General features: G+C 58.0%; 23 protein-coding genes. 11 read left to right on the top strand and 12 right to left on the bottom strand.

The window, feature by feature from the left end:
- Positions 1 to 2: 2 nt before the first annotated feature.
- Positions 3 to 503, bottom strand: coding sequence for a hypothetical protein (locus NL112_RS20080; protein ID WP_255152883.1), 501 nt, complete (start codon positions 501 to 503; stop codon positions 3 to 5).
- 320 nt (positions 504 to 823) lie between these two features.
- Complete coding sequence (locus tag NL112_RS20075; RefSeq protein WP_255152882.1) at positions 824 to 1,033, bottom strand: hypothetical protein; 210 nt, start codon at positions 1,031 to 1,033, stop codon at positions 824 to 826.
- A gap of 239 nt (positions 1,034 to 1,272) precedes the next feature.
- Between NL112_RS20075 and NL112_RS20070 the strand changes: the two genes are divergently transcribed.
- Positions 1,273 to 1,878, top strand: coding sequence for a metal-dependent hydrolase (locus tag NL112_RS20070; RefSeq protein ID WP_255152881.1), 606 nt, complete (start codon positions 1,273 to 1,275; stop codon positions 1,876 to 1,878).
- An 8-nt stretch (positions 1,879 to 1,886) separates the two neighbouring features.
- Here the strand turns inward: NL112_RS20070 and NL112_RS20065 are convergent, their stop codons facing one another.
- Together NL112_RS20065 and NL112_RS20060 are read right to left on the bottom strand one after the other, a co-directional pair.
- Positions 1,887 to 4,262, bottom strand: coding sequence for an Ig-like domain-containing protein (locus NL112_RS20065; protein WP_255152880.1), 2,376 nt, complete (start codon positions 4,260 to 4,262; stop codon positions 1,887 to 1,889).
- A complete protein-coding gene (locus NL112_RS20060) occupies positions 4,195 to 4,659 on the bottom strand; it encodes a hypothetical protein (protein ID WP_255152879.1) in 465 nt (154 codons plus the stop codon). The genes NL112_RS20065 and NL112_RS20060 overlap by 68 nt, the downstream gene beginning before the upstream one ends.
- Before the next feature lie 311 nt (positions 4,660 to 4,970).
- Here NL112_RS20060 and NL112_RS20055 point away from each other — a divergent pair, with 311 nt between their 5' ends.
- On the top strand, positions 4,971 to 6,008 hold the full coding sequence (locus tag NL112_RS20055; protein WP_255152878.1) for a DUF7972 family membrane protein: 1,038 nt from the start codon (positions 4,971 to 4,973) through the stop codon (positions 6,006 to 6,008).
- Between the two features lie 105 nt (positions 6,009 to 6,113).
- Here NL112_RS20055 and NL112_RS20050 read toward each other — a convergent pair whose 3' ends face one another.
- The gene (locus tag NL112_RS20050; RefSeq protein ID WP_255152877.1) at positions 6,114 to 6,629 is read right to left on the bottom strand and encodes a hypothetical protein; all 516 of its coding nucleotides are present in this window, start codon (positions 6,627 to 6,629) and stop codon (positions 6,114 to 6,116) included.
- Positions 6,630 to 7,076: 447 nt separating this feature from the next.
- Here NL112_RS20050 and NL112_RS20045 point away from each other — a divergent pair, with 447 nt between their 5' ends.
- On the top strand, positions 7,077 to 7,316 hold the full coding sequence (locus NL112_RS20045) for a hypothetical protein (protein ID WP_255152876.1): 240 nt from the start codon (positions 7,077 to 7,079) through the stop codon (positions 7,314 to 7,316).
- Positions 7,317 to 7,458: 142 nt separating this feature from the next.
- Here NL112_RS20045 and NL112_RS20040 read toward each other — a convergent pair whose 3' ends face one another.
- Entirely contained in the window at positions 7,459 to 8,433 is a 975-nt protein-coding gene (locus NL112_RS20040; protein ID WP_255152875.1) for a mechanosensitive ion channel family protein, read from the bottom strand.
- A gap of 381 nt (positions 8,434 to 8,814) precedes the next feature.
- Between NL112_RS20040 and NL112_RS20035 the strand changes: the two genes are divergently transcribed.
- Positions 8,815 to 10,155 (top strand): hemolysin family protein, encoded by a 1,341-nt coding sequence (locus NL112_RS20035; protein ID WP_255152874.1) that lies wholly within the window; start codon positions 8,815 to 8,817, stop codon positions 10,153 to 10,155.
- A gap of 128 nt (positions 10,156 to 10,283) precedes the next feature.
- Positions 10,284 to 10,490, top strand: coding sequence for a DUF8106 domain-containing protein (locus NL112_RS23050; protein ID WP_491543655.1), 207 nt, complete (start codon positions 10,284 to 10,286; stop codon positions 10,488 to 10,490).
- 226 nt (positions 10,491 to 10,716) lie between these two features.
- On the opposite strand, the gene NL112_RS20030 is transcribed toward NL112_RS23050, so the two are convergent.
- Positions 10,717 to 10,911: a cold-shock protein gene (locus NL112_RS20030; protein WP_069449925.1), complete on the bottom strand. Its 195-nt coding sequence runs from the start codon at positions 10,909 to 10,911 to the stop codon at positions 10,717 to 10,719.
- A 739-nt stretch (positions 10,912 to 11,650) separates the two neighbouring features.
- Here NL112_RS20030 and NL112_RS20025 point away from each other — a divergent pair.
- From NL112_RS20025 to NL112_RS20010, 4 genes are all read left to right on the top strand, one after another.
- Complete coding sequence (locus NL112_RS20025; RefSeq protein WP_255152873.1) at positions 11,651 to 12,067, top strand: CBS domain-containing protein; 417 nt, start codon at positions 11,651 to 11,653, stop codon at positions 12,065 to 12,067.
- Between the two features lie 387 nt (positions 12,068 to 12,454).
- Entirely contained in the window at positions 12,455 to 14,326 is a 1,872-nt protein-coding gene (locus NL112_RS20020) for an SLC13 family permease (RefSeq protein WP_255152872.1), read from the top strand.
- Between the two features lie 429 nt (positions 14,327 to 14,755).
- On the top strand, positions 14,756 to 14,902 hold the full coding sequence (locus NL112_RS20015; protein ID WP_255152871.1) for a rubrerythrin-like domain-containing protein: 147 nt from the start codon (positions 14,756 to 14,758) through the stop codon (positions 14,900 to 14,902).
- A 176-nt stretch (positions 14,903 to 15,078) separates the two neighbouring features.
- Positions 15,079 to 15,507 (top strand): DUF7539 family protein, encoded by a 429-nt coding sequence (locus NL112_RS20010; protein WP_255152870.1) that lies wholly within the window; start codon positions 15,079 to 15,081, stop codon positions 15,505 to 15,507.
- A gap of 207 nt (positions 15,508 to 15,714) precedes the next feature.
- On the opposite strand, the gene NL112_RS20005 is transcribed toward NL112_RS20010, so the two are convergent.
- From NL112_RS20005 to NL112_RS19990, 4 genes are all read right to left on the bottom strand, one after another.
- The gene (locus NL112_RS20005) at positions 15,715 to 16,926 is read right to left on the bottom strand and encodes a CBS domain-containing protein (protein ID WP_255152869.1); all 1,212 of its coding nucleotides are present in this window, start codon (positions 16,924 to 16,926) and stop codon (positions 15,715 to 15,717) included.
- Between the two features lie 293 nt (positions 16,927 to 17,219).
- Positions 17,220 to 17,474, bottom strand: a complete 255-nt coding sequence (locus NL112_RS20000; protein WP_255152868.1) for a hypothetical protein — start codon at positions 17,472 to 17,474, stop codon at positions 17,220 to 17,222.
- A gap of 89 nt (positions 17,475 to 17,563) precedes the next feature.
- Positions 17,564 to 19,222 (bottom strand): potassium channel family protein, encoded by a 1,659-nt coding sequence (locus NL112_RS19995; RefSeq protein ID WP_255152867.1) that lies wholly within the window; start codon positions 19,220 to 19,222, stop codon positions 17,564 to 17,566.
- Between the two features lie 54 nt (positions 19,223 to 19,276).
- Positions 19,277 to 19,468: a hypothetical protein gene (locus tag NL112_RS19990; protein ID WP_434084210.1), complete on the bottom strand. Its 192-nt coding sequence runs from the start codon at positions 19,466 to 19,468 to the stop codon at positions 19,277 to 19,279.
- Between the two features lie 212 nt (positions 19,469 to 19,680).
- Between NL112_RS19990 and NL112_RS19985 the strand changes: the two genes are divergently transcribed.
- Positions 19,681 to 20,199 (top strand): DUF21 domain-containing protein, encoded by a 519-nt coding sequence (locus tag NL112_RS19985; protein ID WP_255152866.1) that lies wholly within the window; start codon positions 19,681 to 19,683, stop codon positions 20,197 to 20,199.
- Between the two features lie 330 nt (positions 20,200 to 20,529).
- Positions 20,530 to 20,946: a mechanosensitive ion channel domain-containing protein gene (locus NL112_RS19980; RefSeq protein WP_434084209.1), complete on the top strand. Its 417-nt coding sequence runs from the start codon at positions 20,530 to 20,532 to the stop codon at positions 20,944 to 20,946.
- Positions 20,947 to 21,177: 231 nt separating this feature from the next.
- Here NL112_RS19980 and NL112_RS19975 read toward each other — a convergent pair whose 3' ends face one another.
- Positions 21,178 to 21,945, bottom strand: coding sequence for a formate/nitrite transporter family protein (locus tag NL112_RS19975; RefSeq protein ID WP_255152947.1), 768 nt, complete (start codon positions 21,943 to 21,945; stop codon positions 21,178 to 21,180).
- Between the last annotated feature and the right edge of the window lie 40 nt (positions 21,946 to 21,985).

Raw genomic sequence — 21,985 nt, 5'->3', positions numbered from 1 at the left:
GGTTACATCCCAAAGACACCAGCAAAGACGGTGAACAGCAGTCCGCCCATCGAAGCGCCGATCATCGCAAGTCCCCACATGATCCCGTGATAGCCGCGGGTCCACGTCCGTCCTCGAGGCGTCCCTGCGGCCCATAGCGCGGCCCCGAGCGAGAAGCACGCAAGGCCGATGTACGAGAGCATCCCCGACGCAGCCTGAGCGATCGAGAGCAACCCAGCGCTACCGGCCGACCCGTAGGGCCAGCCAGGCGGGAGAAACCCGGAGCCACCCATCACGAACGCGACGAGGTCGTAGAACGCGGACAAGCCGATAATCGCGACCAACGCTGCAGCCGAGCCGGTGATCATCCCACGATATCGAACTGCTCTTCGAGAGTTCGCCCTCGCGGTGAAATAGCCGATGAGCCCGACAACTAGCAGGATGAGTGAAAGGTATCGGGCCGTCACCTCGGCGACTGTGTACAGTCTGAACGCGGGGTCAACGAGGTCGGCAACCGACGGCATCTGAGAGAAGAAAGCGGACTGAACACAAGTACTCTCACAGAGTGCGCGATGCGCACAGTTGCGGCGTGCGACGAGCCGATGGGAACGAACTATAGGAATTAGCAATAGAATCCGTACATTCAATCTGTGTGATCTCTGCTCGCTGTCAGAAACGCTGGGCGAGATACGGCGCGCGAATGCAGTAAGGTCAGCAGTCGCTTATCGAGTCCCTCACACCATTACGACCGAGGGAAATACAGTGTGTTCACCCCACTTCGACTCAATTGGAAACGAAGCGGAAGTTCCGACCAGCTGTACAGTGGTGATGTCCCCGTCGCGAGTCAGGAACGCCACGAAACTATGACGAAAGAGAGGACGGTGAGGGCGACTGTCGTCAGCCAAACTGCCTCTATCTCCGATCTAACCAAATGAGTGATGAACAGCCCGCCGAGAAGATATCCAAAGGGGGCAACCACGATCGGAAGACACATCGCAACGACCGGATCGATGTCAGAGAGCCTGCTAGTGAGGCGGCCCTTGAAGACGCTCATACCACTCGGATCGTCCAGGGGATACTACAATCTTCGTTCTCAGTCCCGGAGGTTCCGGCTATTCGATATGCAGAGTGCGTAGAGGTTGTCTGGGACTTTCGCAGATACTATTGATCGGGTGCTGCATCCACCCTCTGTTTCGGTCACGACGAATACAACACATTTGGAATCAGTCACATTTGAACGTCCAAGGACTCGCACTAATCCCAATAGAGCCGATCACCACAGAGCAACGACCGATGTGGGATTTCCGTGGGAACGGCCTCTCAGACCCCGAGAACGACTATATCGGAGTCACCCAATCTTGGAAGGAGGGTGCCCCGATCAGGACTGGCACCGACCGTACGATGCACAGGGATGGACATCGAGGAATTGCGCTCCTGTTGATGCTCCCACTGACAGGACTGTTCGGAATCGTCGGCTTCGCCATGACGATGGTCGCGGTGGCGGTCTGTCGCCTTCCAGATCTCGACCACGACCACGATTGGCTCCCCCACCGCGGGCCGACGCACACCGTCTGGTTCGCGCTGGGCGTCGGCGCGGTCGCCTGCGCAGGGCTCTACGTCGGCCTGCTGGCGGCGCCGGTCGATCTCCCTGCATGGCCCATTGCGTTGCTCGCCGGGACAACAGTGTTCCTCGGGATCATCTCACATTTGCTGGCGGATGCGCTGACCGTCGGTCGCGGTGATCACACAGTTCGTCCCTTCCGACCAGTGTCCCCGCTTCCGCTTCGGTTCGGACTGTTTAGGGCCGACTCGAGGGTATGGAATGCAGGGTTCTTAGTCGGGGGAATCGTCGGTCAAGTACTCGCATTGTGCTGGTTTTACTTCCCGGCGATACTCTGAGGTTCGCACTACCGCCTGCTCGCCGGCCGCTCCCGCATGAATCGCATCCACAGCAACGCGAAGATCCCGAAGACCAGCCACTCCGCGAATATGGCTGCGTTCGAGATAGCCGCGCTCAGGTAGCCGAATACCCCGGTCGCCCCACCAACGAACGCCGTCTGTGACACGCCATATCCGTGGGCGTCGAGATAGTAGGTCGGACGCGAATCGCGCCAGTGGTCACCAGCGAAATGCGCTCGGACGATCGTCCCTGTCACGTCGACGGTCGCCCGACCATCCGCGCCAGTTGTGACACTGTCTACGGCTGCCCCGTCGAAAGTGATGGTACGCCCGGGAAGCGGGAGGCCGGTCGCGCTCGTGAGGAACACCTCGGCTGTCCCCGCAGACTGGTTGACAGTGACGGTGAGCTCGGATTCCCGATAGCGGGTCACACTCACCGACGTATCCACAGGAAGCCCCCACACGTCACTTGCTTCCGCCGTGACCGATTCGCCGGTCACCTGGTCGGTGCTCTTCAGGACCCCGGCGAACTGGTCGTAGAGGTACGTCGGTTTCGTGTTCTGCGTCGCGACGATCGAACTCGGGAGCGGCGTCGCCGGAACGGACCGATTCCGGGCGACATACGTTCGGTTCCACCAGATGTGCTGGTCGGCAGGCTGGTCGGCGAGTACGCTCACATTCGCCGGACTCATCCGATAGTGAAGCATCGCCGGATACGTGCCCCGATAGGAGTGTGACGCCTCGATTGAGGTGGTGCTACCGCTCGTTCGCTCTTCGACGTGGGTGTTCCGCGAGACCGAATAGAACCGCCACGGAGCGGTCACGTACATCGTCTTCTCGCCGATCTGTACCTCGACGTCCTCCCACGCCGCGGCGCCAGCGGCGAGGCCTTGCTCGCCGGTCCAGTTGACCGAGACCACGTCCCGGCCGGGCCGGTCGTACACCTGAACGTCCACCGAGAGGTCGTCGCTGTTGACCGTCTCGATGGGCACAGTGTACTGGAGCTCGACCGTTCGGTTGGTCACCCGGGTCGAGTCCCACTCCGAACAGCGGGCGCTCGACACGCCGTAGTGTGTCTCCAGTTCGGTTTCGATGTGGAGCGTCGCCGTGAGATCGTACCGTCCCGGTGGGAGATGACGTGGGGCAGAGCTGGTGAGGTTGACCGTCGTCCACATTCCTGGGCGAGCATAATCGAGACTGATGTTCCCGGCGGTGACGTTCACCACCTCTGCATCTGAATCGAGCAGCCGGTAGTCGGCCCATCGAGTAAGCGAGTAAGTGTTGTTCCCGATGGTACAGGACCCGCTTTCGCTGTAGTCCGACGGCACGTCGATCCGGTAGTCCCACGGAACGTAGGTGTACAGCTGCCAGCTCGGGGTGACGTATCGACCGTCGTGCCACACGCCAGGGATGACGTCGATGTTTCCCACGTAGGCATCCCGGACCAGTTCATGGGAGCCGGACCGCCACTGGAGGCCGACACTCGCGCCGTCCGTCGTCGGGAACACGTCGCTCCCGTTGCGGGTCGGGACCGAGGATGTACTTCGAGCGGCTGCCGGACTGGGTGCCATCGCAGAGTGCTGGAGGAGCCCTTCGACGATCTGGATCTTCCGGTCGATCACCGTGCTGTAGTACGACGAGAGGACGAGCGCCTCGTCTGGGTTGGTGACAGTGAGGTTGCCGTCGACGCGCTCGACCTCGGCGTTGTACACCGGATTCCACCAGCCGTTCGGGTGGCGGACCTCGACCGTATAGCGGCCGTCGGTACTCGTCGCCCGGGAGGGGTCAGCCGAGTAGAGCGGGAGGATCCGGAACTCGGTGTTCCACCAGTCCGTGAGCGGCGTCCAGCGGTCGCGATAGGGAACCTGAACGAAACCGTGGAGTCCGCTCTGGTACATGTCGGATTCGTTCGCGATGACCAGAGCATCCCGCGACTGAATATTCGAGTCCCACAGCTGGACTGGCTGGGTGACGACCGTCCTGTTGACGGCTGTGATGCTTCCGTTGTCGGCGTACTCGTAGACGCCGACGGTCTGTGAACTGCGTCCGGGGTCGGGATCGTTGCTCGCGAGGACCCGGAACGTATCGTCGTAGTGTTTCTCGACACCTGGCTCGGGATTGGGAATGACGAGCGCCCCTGCGGCAGCACCGATGACCGCGCTCGAGACGATGATGAGTACCATCCCAAGAACTGCTACGGGAAGGGAGATCAGACGGCCTCGAATCGGATCAACGACAACCCGAATTCGGTCGCAGATACACGGCCACAGCGAAGCTCTCGTCGATGGAGACGTATCACGCACTCGACCGCGACGCCTATCCGAGGACATACTGCAGAAGGTCGACGAAGGTTCCGAACGCAGTCCCGACGACGAACAGGCCACCTCCGGAGAAAGCCATCCGTCGCCCCCACGCCCGGCGGTATCCGCTGTGGCTTCCCAGCCACGCCATCACTCCGAGAACCAGCAGGACGAGGCCGGCCATGGAGAACACGGTGTCCGTCCACGCCGGAAAGTCCAGCATCGAACCGAAATCAACCGCAGCGAGGACGAACGCAGAGAACGGGTACTGGAATACGGTCGTGAAGGTCACGACCACTGAATCGGGCGGCCCCAGCGGCCCGAATATGATTCTTGGCGAGTGACCGAGACCAGCGAGTGGAACCCATCCCTCGATCGGGACGGTGAGCGGTCCCGCGATCGGGAGGAGTCGATCCAGGATGGTCGCGACGAATCGAGTGGCGAACGCCGGGATGGTGAGGAGCAGGAGGAGCGGTGACATGATACTGTTGTCTGGAGCGACGCAGGACCGGCTCAAAAGTTCGCTCAGAATGCGGAAATCGCAGGGTTGCGGCCGACGCAACGTTGCGCACCTCTACAATAAACCAAGATACTACCTCGTTCTGCCGAAATTATCATTAACCGACAGAAATCTCGTACGAGATACAGAGCGTCAGCATTTCGAGATTGCTTCGCGTCCCCGACGCAAGGACAATCAGAATACAATGCACTCTCGTCCAACTGTAAGGCAATCTACGTTATGTGAATCACGAGTCCCCAAGGATTTTCCTAACGTTCGTAAGTAGTCGAATTATGTCAGGGACTGGTGACGCTCCGAGTGATCTGTTACGTGAACGAGCAGGCCAGAGCCGGCTGAAACTGTGGTTCCTCCTCGAAGCCGACCGCTGGCTCGTTACCGGGATTCTCTTGGCGATCGTGTTCGGCACACTGCTCGGCGTGGGGTACCTGTATCCAACTGCTGAGAACGCCATCCGAACCAGCGACTCGGTGGATACGCTGTTTCAGGGACTTCTCACAGCCACGATCACGGGCGTCACGCTCGTGCTCACATTGAACCAGCTCGTCCTTTCTCAGGAACTCGGGGCGGTCAAAGACCAACGCGAGCGTATGGAAGGAGCGATGCAGTTCCGACGGGATGTGGCGGACGTTATCCAAACACCGGTGAGTCCCTCGCGGCCCGCCCAGTTTCTCCGGGCACTTGTTCAGATTTCGGGCGAGCGTGCCGAGGAACTCCGTGACTCAGTGTCGGACACCGCCGATGAGGAACTCGAGATGGAGGTCGAAGACTTCACCGACAGTCTCGTCGAGAACGCCGACCGCGTGTCTGAGGGACTTGACGATGCCCGGTTTGGTGAATTTGACGTGATCTCCTCGGCACTCAATTTCAACTATTCGTGGAAGATCTTCACCGGACGGCGCATCCACGAGCGGTATCATGATACGTTGGATGAGTCGGGAGTCGAGGCTCTCGACCGGTTGATCGAAGTGTTACAACTGTTCGGTCCTGCTCGTGAACATTTCAAGACACTTTACTTCCAGTGGGATCTCATCAACCTTTCACGACGCATCCTCGCAGCATCAATTCCAGCATTACTCGTGTCGGGCGGCATGGTTCTTTTCTTCAATGATGCGACCTACAGTGTGGTGATCTTCGATATCGAGACACTCGTGTTCGTCATTGCGGCCGCAGCGACAATTTCTCTCGTCCCGTTCCTCATTCTTCTGGCGTACGTCGTGCGGATCGCAACGGTTACCAAACATACGCTCTCGATTGGGCCGTTCATCCTTCGTGAAACCGACGACGTGACAGAGGTCGAATGGAACCACTGAGAGTGATGCAATGAAGGATCGTAATTAGCCCCTAGTGACGTACGGGCAGGTCCGAGGATCCGCCATCATGACCGTCAGTCCTGGCGATAACGAACGGTAGTCGTGTCACTCACGTCGCCGAACCGCTGCTATGAGCTGGCTTTTTGGAAGCCATTCATCGGAGAGGCTGGGAAGCCCCTCCCGGTTGCAAATCTGTTGGTGGTAGTCTTCTAGCTGCTTCGCTAATCGCTCGTGGTGGTCAGTATCGGCACCTATATTTTCAATCCCCCTTTCAAGTGAGTGAATCTTGTGTGCAAGCTGCATGAGCGGTTGTGCGGCCGCAGAGTTCTCGAACAGAATCGCGTCGTCCGTTTCGCGGGTGATGGTTCCAACGAACATTATGGCGGTGGTTCTATTCATGGATCCACCCTTCTCGTCGGCCAACCATTCCGGCAGTTGAATGAGAAGCTCATCAGGATCAAGGAGTCCCAACAATTGCCATAGCTGCCGAGAATTCCGTTCGTTGAGAAGTCCACGGTTCCGGGCTTCTTCGAGCGAGCCATCGTCGTCAGTGAGCGTCTCTGAATGCCACTCACGGACGAATGCGTCGTAGTTGGCGTACTCGGTAATCAGATCAGCCACTCTATTACAAGAGAGGGCGCAGCAACATTAATTCACCCACCAACCCCGACGACTGTCTACCTCTAACGGGGCAGTCTGAAGACACCTGAGACTGTCATGTGCCTCTCACGATCCGGGCAGGTAGAGCCGAAGTACCTCCCAGCCGTCAAATTTCTCGTTTCGTGACTCATATACCATCTATAGTGTCTCAAGTGCCTGCAATGCCGGTATCGTAGAGAATGCCACACGCGTCACACCGGACTAGCGTCTCCGAATCTGGTATTGACTTGGGAGAATCACCGAGACTGGCAGTGATGTCGCCGAGATGCAATCCGAGATCGGTATACGCGGCTGCATCACAGTTAGGACAGGTCATAGGGTATGGATCTCGGCGAGAGGACATAGAGATGTGGATTCCTTCCGTGAGACATGAAGGGGAGTTATTCCAGTGGAAAACCAACCACGACCATGCCCCACTACGAGGCTTCCTTCGAGATAGACTCGAAGACCGATGCGTACGCCGCACAACGCCTTCTCGAACAGGTATACGATACAATTCGGGAAGAATCACGAAGCGTTCGAGAAGGGACGGAGGACGCCGATGAACTCCTGCGAGAGTTCCAGACGCTCCGAGACGCAGGGAAGCATCGAACGCCAGGGAGACTGACCATCACCTACGAACAGTACGACGGCAACTTTGAGCACTGATTCGTAGACGCTTCGTTGGGACCAACCTGGCGACCTCTGAGAACCTCAGTGTACCCGTGGTTTGTCGACAGGACGAACACGGCCCCTCTCGTCCGCCGACTTCACCGAGTTTTCACCTTCTGCGGTCGGCCTCGATCTGGACTCACTCTGACTGTTGTCTATTGGTGGAGCGAGGCGGATCAGTATCGGAGATGCGAAAGGCATCGCGTTCGCCCCGCTTAGTGAGTTCCCGCTGCGGGAACGGGATTTTGATATCTTCTCGTTTGAACGCAGATTTGACGCTGTGAATAACGGCTTGAAGCGACTGCCACTTTCGCTGGGGTGTGGGGTTGTCTATCCAGAACCGAAGTTCGAGTACGACCGCCGAATCATCGAATCGAATCGGGAAGACCTGTGGCGCGGGCTGAGTCATAATCTCGTCAAGGTCTGCCATTGCCTCGAGCGCGATCGCTCCCGCGCTCTCTGGGTCCACGCTATAATCGACCCCGATTTCGACACGGTGTCGTAGTTTTCCTTCCACACTTCGGTTGATGATCGTTCGATTCCCGACGGCCTCGTTCGGGAGGACGACGTGCTCGCCGTCGAGGTTTCGAAGCCGGACGTGATTGACCGTGATTTCGGTAATGAAGCCTTCGTGTTCACCGATTCGGACCCAGTGGCCGACATCGAACGGTCGTGAGAGCATCAGAACGAACCCCGCGAGAATCGACGCGAGCGTACTCTGAAACGCCAAGCCAAGAATAATCCCGAGGACGCCAGCCCCCAACAGGAGATTGCTCAGTTGGAATCCCCAAAGTGAGAACGTTCCAAACACCGCCACGGTGTAGAGTACGATCTGACTGACGTAGAAGCTGACACGACGCTGATGCTCCGATATCGCTCGATTCGTGGAGCGAGTTCCGCCCAGAAGTATTCCTTTTAGAATACGTGTGGCGGTGTACGCGGCGACAAAGAGGACGACCGAAAGAAGTGCACGGACACCCGTATCGACACCGACCTGAACGAAGCCCGCGATCTCGAGCGCATCAGTCGTCGCATTCCACCTGTTCAGCAGGACGAAGGCGACGGCGGTGGCCAGTACGAGGAGAAGTCCCGCTCGCGTGATTTCGGCAATCACGGATCGAACACGAGACTGAAGATATTTTCCAAAGTACCAGATCACTCCTCCGAGGACAACTGCGACTGCGATGATCGCCAAGGAGTCATCAAACGGAGGGCTGGACTGGATCAGGACGTGAAATGGCGGGACAAAACATGACGGTACTCCCATGAGAGTTCCAGACGCGGGCTACTTTCATAAAGAGCGGGAACTGCCGTGTTTCGCACCGTAAACATTGTGAGTCTCTACTTTCAACGAGCGGGCAATAGCGAGCGATTTGGAAGGGCTAGTCCATACTCTATCGGCATCGTGGTTGTCCGCGATACCTGAGCAGTCTGGACCGCAGAAGACCAGTGAGGTATCCACCTCCTACAAGTGCCCACACGCCCGTGATTGACTATGGTGGATTTGTTCTCCCTGGGCGGACTGCTTCTCGCGTTCTTTCTCGTCATCATGAACGGGGTTTTCGTGGCTGCGGAGTTCGCGTTCGTCAAAGTCCGGCCGACCCAGGTCAACGCGCTCGTCGAACGCGGCAAACCGGGGGCAGCACTCGTGCAGGACGTCATCCAGAATCTGGACGACTATCTGGCGGTCAGTCAACTCGGTATCACGCTCTCCTCGCTCGGTCTCGGCTGGATCGGCGAGCCGGCTGTGGCAGCGCTCATCGAACCCGCCCTCGGTCAGGTGCTTCCTGCGGGAACGGTCCATCTCGTGGCGTTCGTCCTCGGATTCGGATTCATCACGTTCCTCCACGTGGTGTTCGGCGAACTCGCGCCGAAGACGTTCGCCATTCAGGAAGCCCCACGTATCGCGCTCCTCGTTGCCCCACTCATGAAGTTCTTCTACTACGTGTTCGTGCCCGGCATCATCGTCTTCAACGGGACGGCCAACTACTTCACCCGCCTCGCCGGCGTCTCGCCAGCGTCTGAAAGCGAGGAAACCCACACCGAAGAGGAGATTCGAATGATCCTCACGCGGTCCGAGGAGACGGGACACATCGACCTCGACGAGGTCGAGATGATCGAGAGCGTCTTCGAGCTCGGGGATACGATAGCTCGAGAGGCCATGATTCCACGCCCGGATGTCGAGACCGTACCTGCCTCGATGTCGCTTCCGGACCTTCGATCGGTTGCCGCGACGGGAACCTACACGCGCTATCTCGTACTCGACGAGGACGGCGACCAGCCGCTCGGGTTCGTTCACGCGAAGGACATCCTGAGAGCGAGTGAAACCAAGACGGGTTCGGGCGATTCGATAACCGCACGTGACCTCGCCCGAGCAGTCCTTACGGTCCCGGAAACGCGTCGGATCGACGCGATCCTCGCCGACTTTCAGACGCGTGGGGAAGGTCAGATGGCCGTCGTCGTCGACGAGTGGGGCGTCTTTGAGGGTATCGTGACCATCGAAGATATCCTCGAAGAGGTTGTGGGCGATATTCAGGACGAATTCGATACCGCCGCACAAGAGCCGTCCATCGAGAAGCGAGACGACGGCACGTACGTCGTCGACGGAGGGGCCTCTATTCAGGACGTGAACGATCAGCTTGACACTCGGTTCGAAAGTGACGATGTCGAGACGATCGGTGGACTAGTCTTCAGTCGCCTCGGCAGAGTTCCCGAAGTGGGCGATCAGATCGATACGAACGGGTACGTCCTTCAGGTGGAGGCTGTCGATGATACTCGAATCGAACGGCTCGTGATTCAGGAAGCACAGGCCGTACAGGAAACGGACGACGAGTAGATAACGAGTCTTGTTCGGGACGGGAACGAAACGGAGCCAGCGCGATTCGAACGGTCGTAATCCGGAGTGTCTGATTAATCACTGCGGACAGGATTATCCCCGTTCGACCCCTACTATATCCACTGACCATGCCCGCTCAACAGCCCTCCACGTCCGAAGGTGACTCGCGCCGGAAGACGACTCTCTTCTGTACCAGTTGCGGTCACGAGAGCGATGTCATTGGAGATTGGATCGTTCAAACGGTGAACGGTCGCCAAATATACGACTGCCCAGTCTGTAACACGACTATCACAAAGCGTCTCCGAGAACTCCCGCTAATGGCCCCGAATGACTAATCCAATAAATCATTAGTACGTCGCCATACGCGGGATTCCTTCGAGGGGAACGTGAAATCTAAATCCCGCTGTCTGCGTGTTTCAGGAACCGGGCGTAATGCTTCAAACCGGTACGGTTCTCTCAGCAGCTTCGTAGTCTAATTGCTATTGCTCTGGGTGGATACCAGTTCAGAAATGGAACAAAGTCACACTGTGTCGCCTTTTGGGCGACGACGTGAAACTTGAATTAGGCGCGGACGACGTTCGTTGCGCGGGGGCCCTTGGGGGCCTGTTCGATGTCGAAGTCGATCTCGGTTCCTTCCGTCAGATCTTCACCGCCAACGTCCTCCATGTGGAAGAACACGTCGTCGTCAGCATCCTCAGTCGCGATGAAACCGTAGCCGCCAGTGTCGTTGAAGAAATCAACCTTACCGTTTGCCATTGCAACTATACACAGATCCACCATACGGTTAAGTATTCCGTATTCGTTTTCCTATTGAGATACATTCCAAACAAACATACAGATAATACTCGAATGAGTGGTCGGTCGACTATACGTCTGGTTCTACGAAGAGGGCGCACCTGATTCGTCAGAACGAACGGGGCCTTCCGACGAAGCCAAACATCTCACATTTGGAGATTTGGTCCTCGATGCCTCCGAGGACCACTGGACGCTTCCTTGAACGAAGTGAGTATCTGAACCCCTACTTGTACGCGCTTGAGTCTTCAGGAAAGTCACTCCACTACCGCCGTTGAACGGAGGGCTTCGGCCCCGCATTCCGGGCACTGATCGTGGTTGGAATGAAGCCGTACATCACATGCCTCACACTGGTAGTTTGCATTCTCCTTGGCAGTCTCGGTAGCGGTTTGCTTGAACTGTTCTACCTGCCTCCCGACTCGTCTGAAAAGTCCCATCTGTTCCTGAAACGTACGGCAACAAGGGTGATAAAACGTTCTCGAGGTCGCTGGTTTCCGAGAAGTGTCCTCGCCCTCCCGTCATTTCACAACAGACGATGTCTACAGAATCGATTCCGCAGTGTCCCTCCGGCCCTAAATTGACGACACCACGCACGGTCAGAGAGCGGTACTGAGGCGTCCCTCCACACGACACAAGCGTGCATTCCTCTAAGATTCATACAGTGGTGCGAAATCTTATTCCCGGACAGATGCTCCGTTAGGACATGGACGATGTTTTCGTTGGAAGCCTCATGTCGTCGCCGGTTCACACAGTAGGTGCCGACACGTCACTTCGGGATGCCGGAAGGCTGATGCTCGAACATGGTATTGGCTCGGTCATCGTCGTTGACGAGAACGATCAACTCGAAGGAATTCTCACTGCAACTGATTTCATCAGGATCGTCGCAGAAGGTGACCTCGATCCGAACGCGACCGTCGAGAGATCGATGAGTACGGACGTCACCACAATCACCGCAAACGAACCGATTCGCAGCGTCGCAGATTTGATGCTCGAACATGGCTTTCACCACGTCCCGGTTCTCGATGAGGGGGAAGTCATCGGTGTCATCACGACAACGGACCTGACGGCGTTTATCTCTCGTGGAGAGGAACCAAGTCCGGGCGATATGACTGACCAGTGACCGATATTCTGGGAGTTCCACGCGTTCTGCTGGGCTTCTCGAACTGACAGTCACTCCGTCGTCCACGCAAATACCACTCAGCAGGCTTGGTTAAACGCGCTAATTCAGGCGTATTAGCGGTGGTATTAACGAGACCTCGTTTCGGTCCCGCAGAATGGACCTTGCGGTTGGACCGACCGTGACGCTGAGTCCGACAACTCACCTGTGCTCCCGAGTCTTCTAGTCGGTCACCGTCGCACATCCACACCAATACTCTCACAAGTAACCAATCCCTGGAGACGACAACCACCGTTTGCGCCGCTCTCACGAGCCTCTAAACAAGGCTCCACTCAGCAGTCGGCGGGTACACATACCAGACCTTTTCCCGAGTAAGTGTCTCTATTTGGTGTGTCCTTCTCTACAATTTCGCTGGCGGTCCAAGGCCTTGACTTGACGTCTGTAACGACCGACATGCTCGTCGTTTTCGCCATTATCCTGCTCGCGCTTGTGATGTTTGCCACTGAATGGGTCCCGATCGACGTCACTGCGATTCTGGTGATGGTGTTGTTGATCGTATTCGAGCCATGGACGCAGATTTCTCCGCGAGAGGGAATCTCGGGATTTGCCAATCCAGCTACGATCACTGTCCTGGCCATGCTCATCCTGAGCACGGGAATCAATCGAACCGGCATCGTGCAGTTGATCGGCCGGAAGATGGCTGCATTCGCTGGGGCCGATCAGCGCAAGCAACTCGCCGCGACGGTCGGTGTCTCCGGACCGATCTCGGGGTTCATCAACAATACGCCAGTCGTCGCAATTCTGGTCCCGGTCATTAACGACCTTGCGCACAACGGAAAGACCTCACCGTCGAAGCTGCTCATCCCGCTGTCGTTCGCATCGATGCTCGGCGGCATGTTGACACTCATCGGCACGTCGACGAACATCCTCGCAAGTGACATCGCAGCCCAGCTCGGTGCGGAGTCGCCCGGGCTCGGGTTGCACGCGTTCGGAATGTTCGAGTTCACCAAGCTAGGTGTCATCGTGTTCGCGGTGGGCGCAGTCTATCTGATGACGGTCGGCGTTCGACTGCTCCCCGAACGAATCCCCGCTGACGAGGACCTCCTTGAGGAGTACGCCCTCCAGGAGTACCTCGCAGACGTCGTAGTTCCGGCGAACTCGTCATTTATTGGTAAAACGGTCGAGGAGGCACTGGGAGACGACGAACTCGACATCGACGTGTTACAGCTGATCCGATACGGCGAGCGCTTTTCGGAACCGCTCGCTCGCAAGGAGATCCGCGAGAGCGACACGCTCCGGCTCAGGACGAACCGGGAGACGCTCGAACAGATCATGAGCACGGAAGGCCTCACATTATCGGGCGGCCCTCGGACCGATGACGACCTGTATCCGGATGAGGAAGAACCGGTCCTCGTCGAGGTTGTTATCCCGTCGGGGTCGTTTCTCGCCGGCGAGACGCTTGCGAGTTCGAACTTTCGACAGCGCTACGACGCGAACGTCCTCGCCTTTCGAACCCGCGGTGACGTCGTCCGAGACCGGTTCGAGGAGAGCCGTATCCGGGTCGGTGACACGCTCCTCGTGCAGGCACCGCCCGATAGCCTCACTCGACTCGTCGAGAACGAGGACTTCATCGTCGCCCACGAGTTCGACGAGGTGACCTATCGGAGCGAGAAGATCCCGTTCGCAGTGGGAATCATCGCCGGTGTCGTCGCATTGCCAGCACTAAACCTTCTCCCGATCGTCGTCTCAGCACTTGCCGGCGTAGTGGCAATGGTCTTCACTGGCGTCCTGAAACCGACCGAACTCTACTCGTCCGTCGAGTGGAACGTGATCTTCCTGCTCGCCGGGGTTATCCCGCTCGGTATCGCCCTTCAGCAGACCGGGGCTGCGGCGCTGCTCGGCGATGCAGTCGCCTCAACGGCGACGTTCTTACCAGCAATCGGTGTCCTCTGGGTGTTCTACGTCGCGACTGGATTGTTGACGAGCGTCATCAGTAACAACGCGAGCGTCGTGTTGATGATTCCTGTCGCGGCCAGTGCGGCCCAGTCGATCGGCGCGAACGCGTTCGCGTTCGTCCTCGCCGTGACGTTCGCCGCCTCGACAGCATTTATGACGCCGGTCGGTTACCAGACGAATCTCTTCGTCTACGGGCCTGGTGGCTACAAATTCTCGGACTTCCTGCGGGTTGGGGCCCCGTTGCAGTTGCTGCTGTCGGTCGTCACTGTCCTCGGGATTGCATTCTTCTGGGGTGTCCGTGTTTGACGCGGGTGGTCTGACTCAACAGCGAAATACGACCTGAGAGCGTACGTGGACTCCGATTCCAGAGCGTTCTCTTGACCGTGGGTCTACTCGTCCATTGTGAAAGTGCGGGTCGGTCATCTTCACCGTATAGACACGCTCTCTCAGGATGTACGTGTACTCGTCGTCGCCATGATGAATCTGCCAGTGGTCCTCTCAGTAGTTGAATTTCACATCGTCGATCGCTTCTGAGACAGTGTTATCCACGCCTTGATAGACAATCGTCGCCACAAACAACGGTAGGAGAGGGACGTGTATAACGTGGGGGGTGGAGGGCCAATCACCACCTGAAAGACAGAGTGGTTGACCACCACGACCTTACCCGGCCCGTTGCAGTTTCTCCTGAACGAGATCGGTCCCAAGTGTTAATGCCTCGCGCACCAACCATGCTATATGGTACCGAACATCGAATCAGATTCTGAGCCAACGCTGTACGTCTGTCGCGACTGTGGAGACGGTATCGAAGATCCCGAGGACGCGCTCAGCTGTCCGGAGTGTGGTGGGCGGTTGGTGAACAGCAGCGTTCCACACGACGACTGAGAGGCAGTCGTACCCATCACGCTCCGTGTACGAGCCCGTACCCCAGAAGCCACAGCACGGTACCGACAGTCGAGACCGAGCGAATACGCTCTTCTCGTCTCAGAACCATCACCAGCATGGGTCTCGACCAGAGCGACCGTACGAACGTTGATTGCCCCAGCCGTCCACAGAGGACTATGGCCGAATTTCCAGACGAGCGACAACTCGTGCTACGGGCGCGTTCCCGGTTGGACCAGTGGACGAAACGTGCTCGAATGGAGGCGTACGCCGAACTGTTCGAAGGCGACGACCCCCTCCTCTCCTCTGAAGATGTGCAATTGCTCGATGCGCTCGACTCGGAACTGGAGCGAGAGGGCGGCGATGGTGTCTGGGGGACCGATCAGTACGGAATCCACACGGCGGGGACCTCGAGTTCGGATACCTCACTCGGCGTCGTCTGTGTGTACCACCCGCAGATCACCAAAGACTCCATCCTTCGGGGAGCAGACGAACTCGACGACGAAACCGAAGAACGGCTCAACGCCGCACTCTGGCGATATAGTGAGCGCGTTGCGACGCTCATCGAAGAAGACCTCGACGAGTTTATCCGCAAAACCCAACGTTAAGTCCCGATCAGATCCACCTGCGGGTGATCGTACGCATCTATTTTAATCCGGCGAGAGAATCCCATCGTCGACGGCGCGGCGGAGATCACACGCTGGCGACTGACGTGATCCCGACCACTCAGAAGCAATCACTATTCTGCCTCCGCGACTGGGGGGAAATACCCAGCGGCAGGGAAGCCATCGATAGGTGGACTGGACTTCGTGTATTCACCCGCCGAGCCACCACCCATAGAGCTGTGCCTGCTCATCAGCGTCGGGACGCTTCTTCGACTGTCCGTATGTCTTCCCCTTGAGCAGCTGGCGTTCGACCGCGTTTGCGGCAAGTCGAAGGGCGTGAGAGGCACCGTACCCCTCCCCATCAGCCGTGAAGTAGCCACGGTCGGTTACCAGTCGAATCCGCGCCAGCACCAGCGGGACACCCCGGCTCTGTTCCTTGTGCTCCTGCAGTTCGATGCTAGCCTTGATCACGCTCATCTCACCGTACTTCGAGGTCATGCGCTCGATCAGCGCAGAGACGTCGTCGTAGTCCATCCCCTCCAGTAGGTCGAGGCCGAACACCTGCACGGCGTTCCGGTCATTGCGCTCCCAGGTGAGTGCCTCGATGACGTCCGTCTTCGTGATGATCCCGATCGGTTCACTGGTGTCGTCGGCCGTGACGACGAGCGAGGAGATCTCTCGCTCGAACATCGTCTCGACAACCTCGTCAAGCGGTGCGCTCCGCTCTATCGTTGCGACTGCATCAGACATCAGGTTCCGGACCGGCAGGTCGAGCATCCGGTCGGCGTCGCCCTCGCGCGCGCCGAACCCGCCACGGTTCTGCCCCCCGCCACCGCGGCCACCGAAGCCGCTCGACGAACCGCCCTGGCTCTTGGTGCCGCCCCGCGTCGTGAACTTGATGACGTCGTACAGGCTGAGCATCCCCACGAGGTCGTCCCTGTCGACGACCGGGAGATGGGCGATACCGGCGTCTCGAAGCATATTGAGCGCTTTCCCAATCGTGGTTTCAGGGCTCGCACTGATCAATTCTGCCGTGTAGGCGTCTTCGACAGTCACTGCGGCGAGAAACGGGCGAACGGCCTCGAGGATGGCATCGCCGGTCACCACACCGACGACACGGCCGTCGGCGTCAAGTACAGGGAGCGTTTTGGCGTCGCTGCCGATCATGAGCCGCGCGACGTCGCGGACGTCCTCGGTACGGTCGACAGTCGGGACGTGCTGGACCTGTGAACCGACCTTCGCAGACGGCTGGTTGGACGAGGACGCCAGCTGTCGGCGACTAACGACGCCGCGATACTCGTCGCCATCTGTTACGACGACGGCATCGAGTTCCTGATTCTCGAATGCCCCGGCGACTTTCGAGAGCGGGGTTCCGATGTCGAACTCGATGAACTCCGTTGAAAGAATCTCGGAGATATCCATGGGTAACTCTCTAGTGAGAGGGCCGCTGGACGGTTATGCCTGTCCCACCCCTGATCGTCGGAGGCGATTCTTCGCTGGCTTCCTTCTCGGAGATACTGGAGCAGTTCAGGTGCTTGGCTCCGTTGACATCCTCCCCGACCTGAAGGGCTCTGAGGGCGGGGTGTTAGCCCTGCAACTTCGAGAAACACACAACACACCAGTGAAGCCGAGCGGAATCAGCTCGAAATCCGACGACACGTTACCCTGTCGGCGTCACTCAGTACCTGAATGGATAGTGAAATGTCCGCGGATGACTACTGTGAGCGGGAGTCGGTGTCGGTCAGTCCGCTGAGTCCCGACATCGGCGATGCGCCAGCCATGATCGCGCTTGCGGACAGAATTGCTGCGGACAGCGCTACGAAATCCCCGCTCGGGGAATACCCGGCCAGGCCAGCACCGATCTGCACGATGAACACGGTGACGAAAAAGCTGAGGATGGCGAACACGAGCATGACGATTGCTGCAATGATGCTACTGACCAGAACACCGAACGAATCGAGGAAACCCATCTCTTAGATCACGTCACAGGTAACACCAACCCCATTCAGATATAAGTGTGGTACATCGGTTCGTATACATTCACATTTGACAGATACAGTTAGGTAGCGTCAACTGTACGCTCGAATTTCTGTATGGCGTCGTCGCTGCCTGCGACGAACACCTCGTCCGTTTGGCGAACCCTCGTCTCCTCGTCAGTGAGGATCTTGCCCGCTCGTGCGATACCGACCACTGTCCAGTCGCGGTCCGGATCCTGACGAATCGTCGCCAACTCTTCACCCACGAACGAATCCCCCGATGCCCGGACGAGCCGGATCTGGTTCACGGGAGACATCACACGCTCGCCGTGGGCCTCGGCGGCAACCAATCTGGCACACACGCGCTGGACGGAGAGCGTGTAGTCGGCGCCGGCCCGGACGGCGGCGGTGGCCTTCTCTGCGGCAGTGACCCGAGCGAGGATCTCCACATCCGACGATAGCGCCCGTGCCATCGCCACGGTCAGGAGGGCCGTCGCATCGTCATCGACGGTTACAATAAGTGCAGTCGCCGCTTCGATGCCCGCCTTGCGGAGCGTCTCCGGCTCAGTTGCGTCGCCGACGATATCGGGCGTGACGTCCGGATTCAAATCAATGGTGGTTACGGTCGTCTCCGTGGGGAGGGTTTTCATCGCGGCGGACCCGCCCTCCCCCAATCCGGCGATGACGATGTCGGAATGCGTCGTATCACTCGGGTGCCGCACTCCAGCGACCTCCCTGGTGAGGTCTGCGATCTCCGACACTGGACCGGCTACGAGGAGCACTGTGTTCGGTGTAAGTCGGTCCCCCGGTTCAGGGGGAACGCGTAGTTCTCCGTTGAACCAGCCGGCGACGAGAGTTAGATCCGGATGATCGGCCACCGGGGAGTCGCTGACCCGGACGCCGTGTAACGGGCTGTCGCGACGAACCAAGATCTCTCGGATGCCCATTTCGTCGCTCTCGACGTCCGGATCGACCGCAATAGGTGTGGTCGCCTTCTCGGCCAACTGTTGCCCGATGAGCGCATTGGGAGCGACACTTCTGTCGACGCCAATTTCCATTAGTGCCGCCTTGCGCCGGGTAGAGGCAGTAAAGCTGACGACGTCAAGGGCTTCGTTCGCTTCCAACGCCGTGAGGACGATACTTGCGGTTCGGTCTCCCGCGTCAGTGATGAGCAACTTTGCGTGCTCGATCATGGCCCGATCGAGATCGTCCCGGTCCTCGGGATCGCCGTGGATGACTTGATAGCTATCGTCCGAGAGTCGCTTCGCCTCGTCCTCCTCCGACTCTATGAGGACGTACTGAACGCCCAGCTCTTCGAGCTCGTCGAGCATGACCTCCGTGTTGCGCTGGTACTCCGCGAGGACGATATGGTCGTTCTTGGCGGACAGACGATCATCGAGTTCGAGCGGGGCCCGCTCGAACAAGGGTATGACGAGTATCCGTAGCGTTACGAAGCCGATGCCGACCCCGGTGACCTGCATCGTTATCATCATAAGATTCATCGCGGGCGTCGACCACGGGGAATCAGACCCGTATCCGGTCGTCGTCATCGTCTCGACGACGATCTGGGCCGAGTGGAACAACGACTGCTGGTTGCCCTCGAAGTAGCGCATCCCCACGTTGTAAAGGAGCGTATAAGAGAGGATGACCGTGACGAGACCAACGACGTAGACGAGAAGGAGTCGCTGTCGTCGGGTGAAGCGCTTTGGGGGAAGTTTATCTACTAATTCATAGGGTCGCATAGACCGTCCGTCAGCTTGGCGGGGCCGGTACTAAAAGGTGGACGGACGCCACGGTCACAGCTCGTCCGCTTCCTCGGCGAGGTTGGCGTTTTCCGGACGAATCTCTTCCAGTGCCGTCTTGAAGTACGCCTGGGTAAGCACGATATCCTCGACGGCCGCTGCCACACCCTCGGTCTGGGCTTGGACGTGTTCACGAACTGCTATCGTCGCCGCCTCTCGACACACCGCCGCCAGATCGGCACCCACGAAGCCATCGGTTTCGGCTGCCAGGTGGTCAAGATCGACGTCGTCGGCCAGCGGCCGGGACCGAGTATGGATCGCCAGGATTTCGCGTCTGGTCTCCTCGTCCGGCGCTCCGACCTCAATCGTGCGCTCGATGCGACCCGCACGCGTGATGTCGTCGTCGATTGAAGGGACTAACCACCGTATTCATACGCTTACCAGCGTACGAGTCAGATATGAGTACATACTCGATAGTGGTACCGTCGCTTCTCGCAGTCGTGATTCTGTTATCATTGAGTGCGTTCTTTTCCAGCAGTGAGTCAGCGATCTTTTCGCTCCCAGATGAATGGATACAGACCCCTCCCGAAGACAGTACACGGGAAAGCCGTACACTCCAACAACTCCGCGCGAATCCGCATCGACTCCTTGTCACGCTGCTAGTCGGGAACAACCTCGTCAACATCGCTATCACCAGCATTATCACACTCCTCGTTGCACGGTTTGTTCCCCCTGGTTTCACCGTCGTGATAGCAACGCTCAGCGTGAGCGTGCTCATCCTCGTCTTCGGCGAAATCGTGCCGAAATCCTACGGACTCGGGCATGCGGAGTCGTGGAGTCTCCGCGTCGCTCGCCCGATCTCATACGTCGAACGAGCGTTGGGCCCACTCGTTGCGGTGTTCGATATCGTCACCCGGTGGCTGACGACACTCATCGGGGGTGACCAACACATCGAGAAACCATATCTCGACGACTGAGCGATCGTACCCTCCGCAGATCCTCAATTTCGATTCGTGAATCGATCCCAAGACGTTCCGAACTACCGTCAAATCCCACGTCTGGGGTGAAGCGACGATGACCGGAACCTGATAGAATCGTGTTATTATACTACGAGCTATGTTCAAACTGGTAACGCTGTTACAGACGACGCCGACTGCCGACGGCGTGGCGGTCGAATCGGTTATTGAGGAGTTTTCCAGGAGATCGTTGGAACGCTCCCCAAACTTCTTTCTGGGCTGATATTCCTGTTGCTCGCCTATACTGTGATCCGTGTAGTCAGAATTGTCCTTCGATCCGGCCTCACTCTAATGTACTCAGCGGATCAGAAACTCATCGTCAATCTCACGGTCACCGTCGTGAACATCTTCCTCTGGTTCGGGGCCGGATTAGTTTTGTTAAAGATCGTCGGCATGGGAGATATTGCCGCGAGCCTGGGCACTGCGACCGGATTCATCGGTCTCGGCATCGCGTTCGCCCTCAAAGAGATGATCGCCGATACGGTCGCCGGCGTATACCTGCTTCGAGATCCGGACTTTAATGAGGGTGACTTCGTCACCACTGCGTCAGTCACCGAAACAGTGACCGGTATCGACTTGCGCAAGACGCGCATCCAAAGCGAAGAGGGTGATCTGATCGTCGTTGCGAACCGTGACGTCGAAAAGAAGTGGGTGCTGGAGACCGTCATAGAGCCCGAGGAATCGTCGCTTCCCTCTGGATCAAGCTAAGATCAAACCGATCCCCAACCTCTACTTTCCTTCAACAGGAAGGTCACTCGGATCGTGAATGAGCGGGCCGCTCCTGGACAGTCAATTCTCCAGAGAGATTATGTTGGCTAGTCGTACTCAGGTCAATCCCCGCAGACAGACATCGCTCCGTTACCGTCTGGCCATAGAGGGTGTAATCACCAAACTCACGTTTCCGATAGCGGATTTTAACACACTCTCTTGGATTTTCCACTAATCCCCGCCCCGGACGACGTGACCGTACTTTAACAGGGCGACGAACACGACCCCGCCGACTGCGTTGCCTATCGTGGCAAGCGCGAGAAACACTACGTAGTCCATCACCGAAATCAAGGGTGAGAGAAAGACGCCAAACAGCACCTCGACATTCCCCGCAATCGAGTGGGGGAGGTGGAGGATACCGATTACGGCCGTGACGATCCAGATGATAAGGAGACGGCTCGTCGTCTCTCGAGCTGCTGTAACCAGCCACGCCAGCAATCCCATAAGCCATCCCGCAAGCACGCCGGCGATGAATAGCCACGTGAAACCGTGGTTGACGAGTGAGAGAGCGATCGTCTCGAATGCCTCCGGAGAGGCGACCCCGAGGTCGGGCAGCAACGTAACGATGAGTACGACGAAGGCCACCCCACCGACGATATTGCTGACGTAGACCAACCCCCAGAGACGGCCGAGTTCCGCAAGCGACGCTCGTCCGTCGAGGACCGGCATCACGGCCACGGTGGTGTGTTCGGTGAACAGTTCTAATCGTCCCAAGATGACAAACATGAATCCGACAGAGTAGGTACTCGCGAGTAGTAGCTCCGTTCCGAGATCTCCGTACCCACCCGATGAGAGGGTGAGCATCACTGCCATCAATAATGGTCCAAACCCGATGTCGAGACCGGCAGAGAATCCAGACAGTACCAACCCGTTCGTCTCTCGGTTTATTTCGTGGAACCCGCTTTCAATCAACGAATTGAGGACCTCTGTAACTCCCATCGGGTCGATCGTGTCCTCACTTTCCGGTCCTTGTTCCGTC

Source organism: Halorarius halobius (genome assembly GCF_024298865.1).
In the GTDB taxonomy this organism is placed as follows: domain Archaea; phylum Halobacteriota; class Halobacteria; order Halobacteriales; family Haloarculaceae; genus Halorarius; species Halorarius halobius.
Note: the sequence above shows the minus strand (reverse complement) of the source record. Positions and strands in the feature narration are given on the sequence as shown.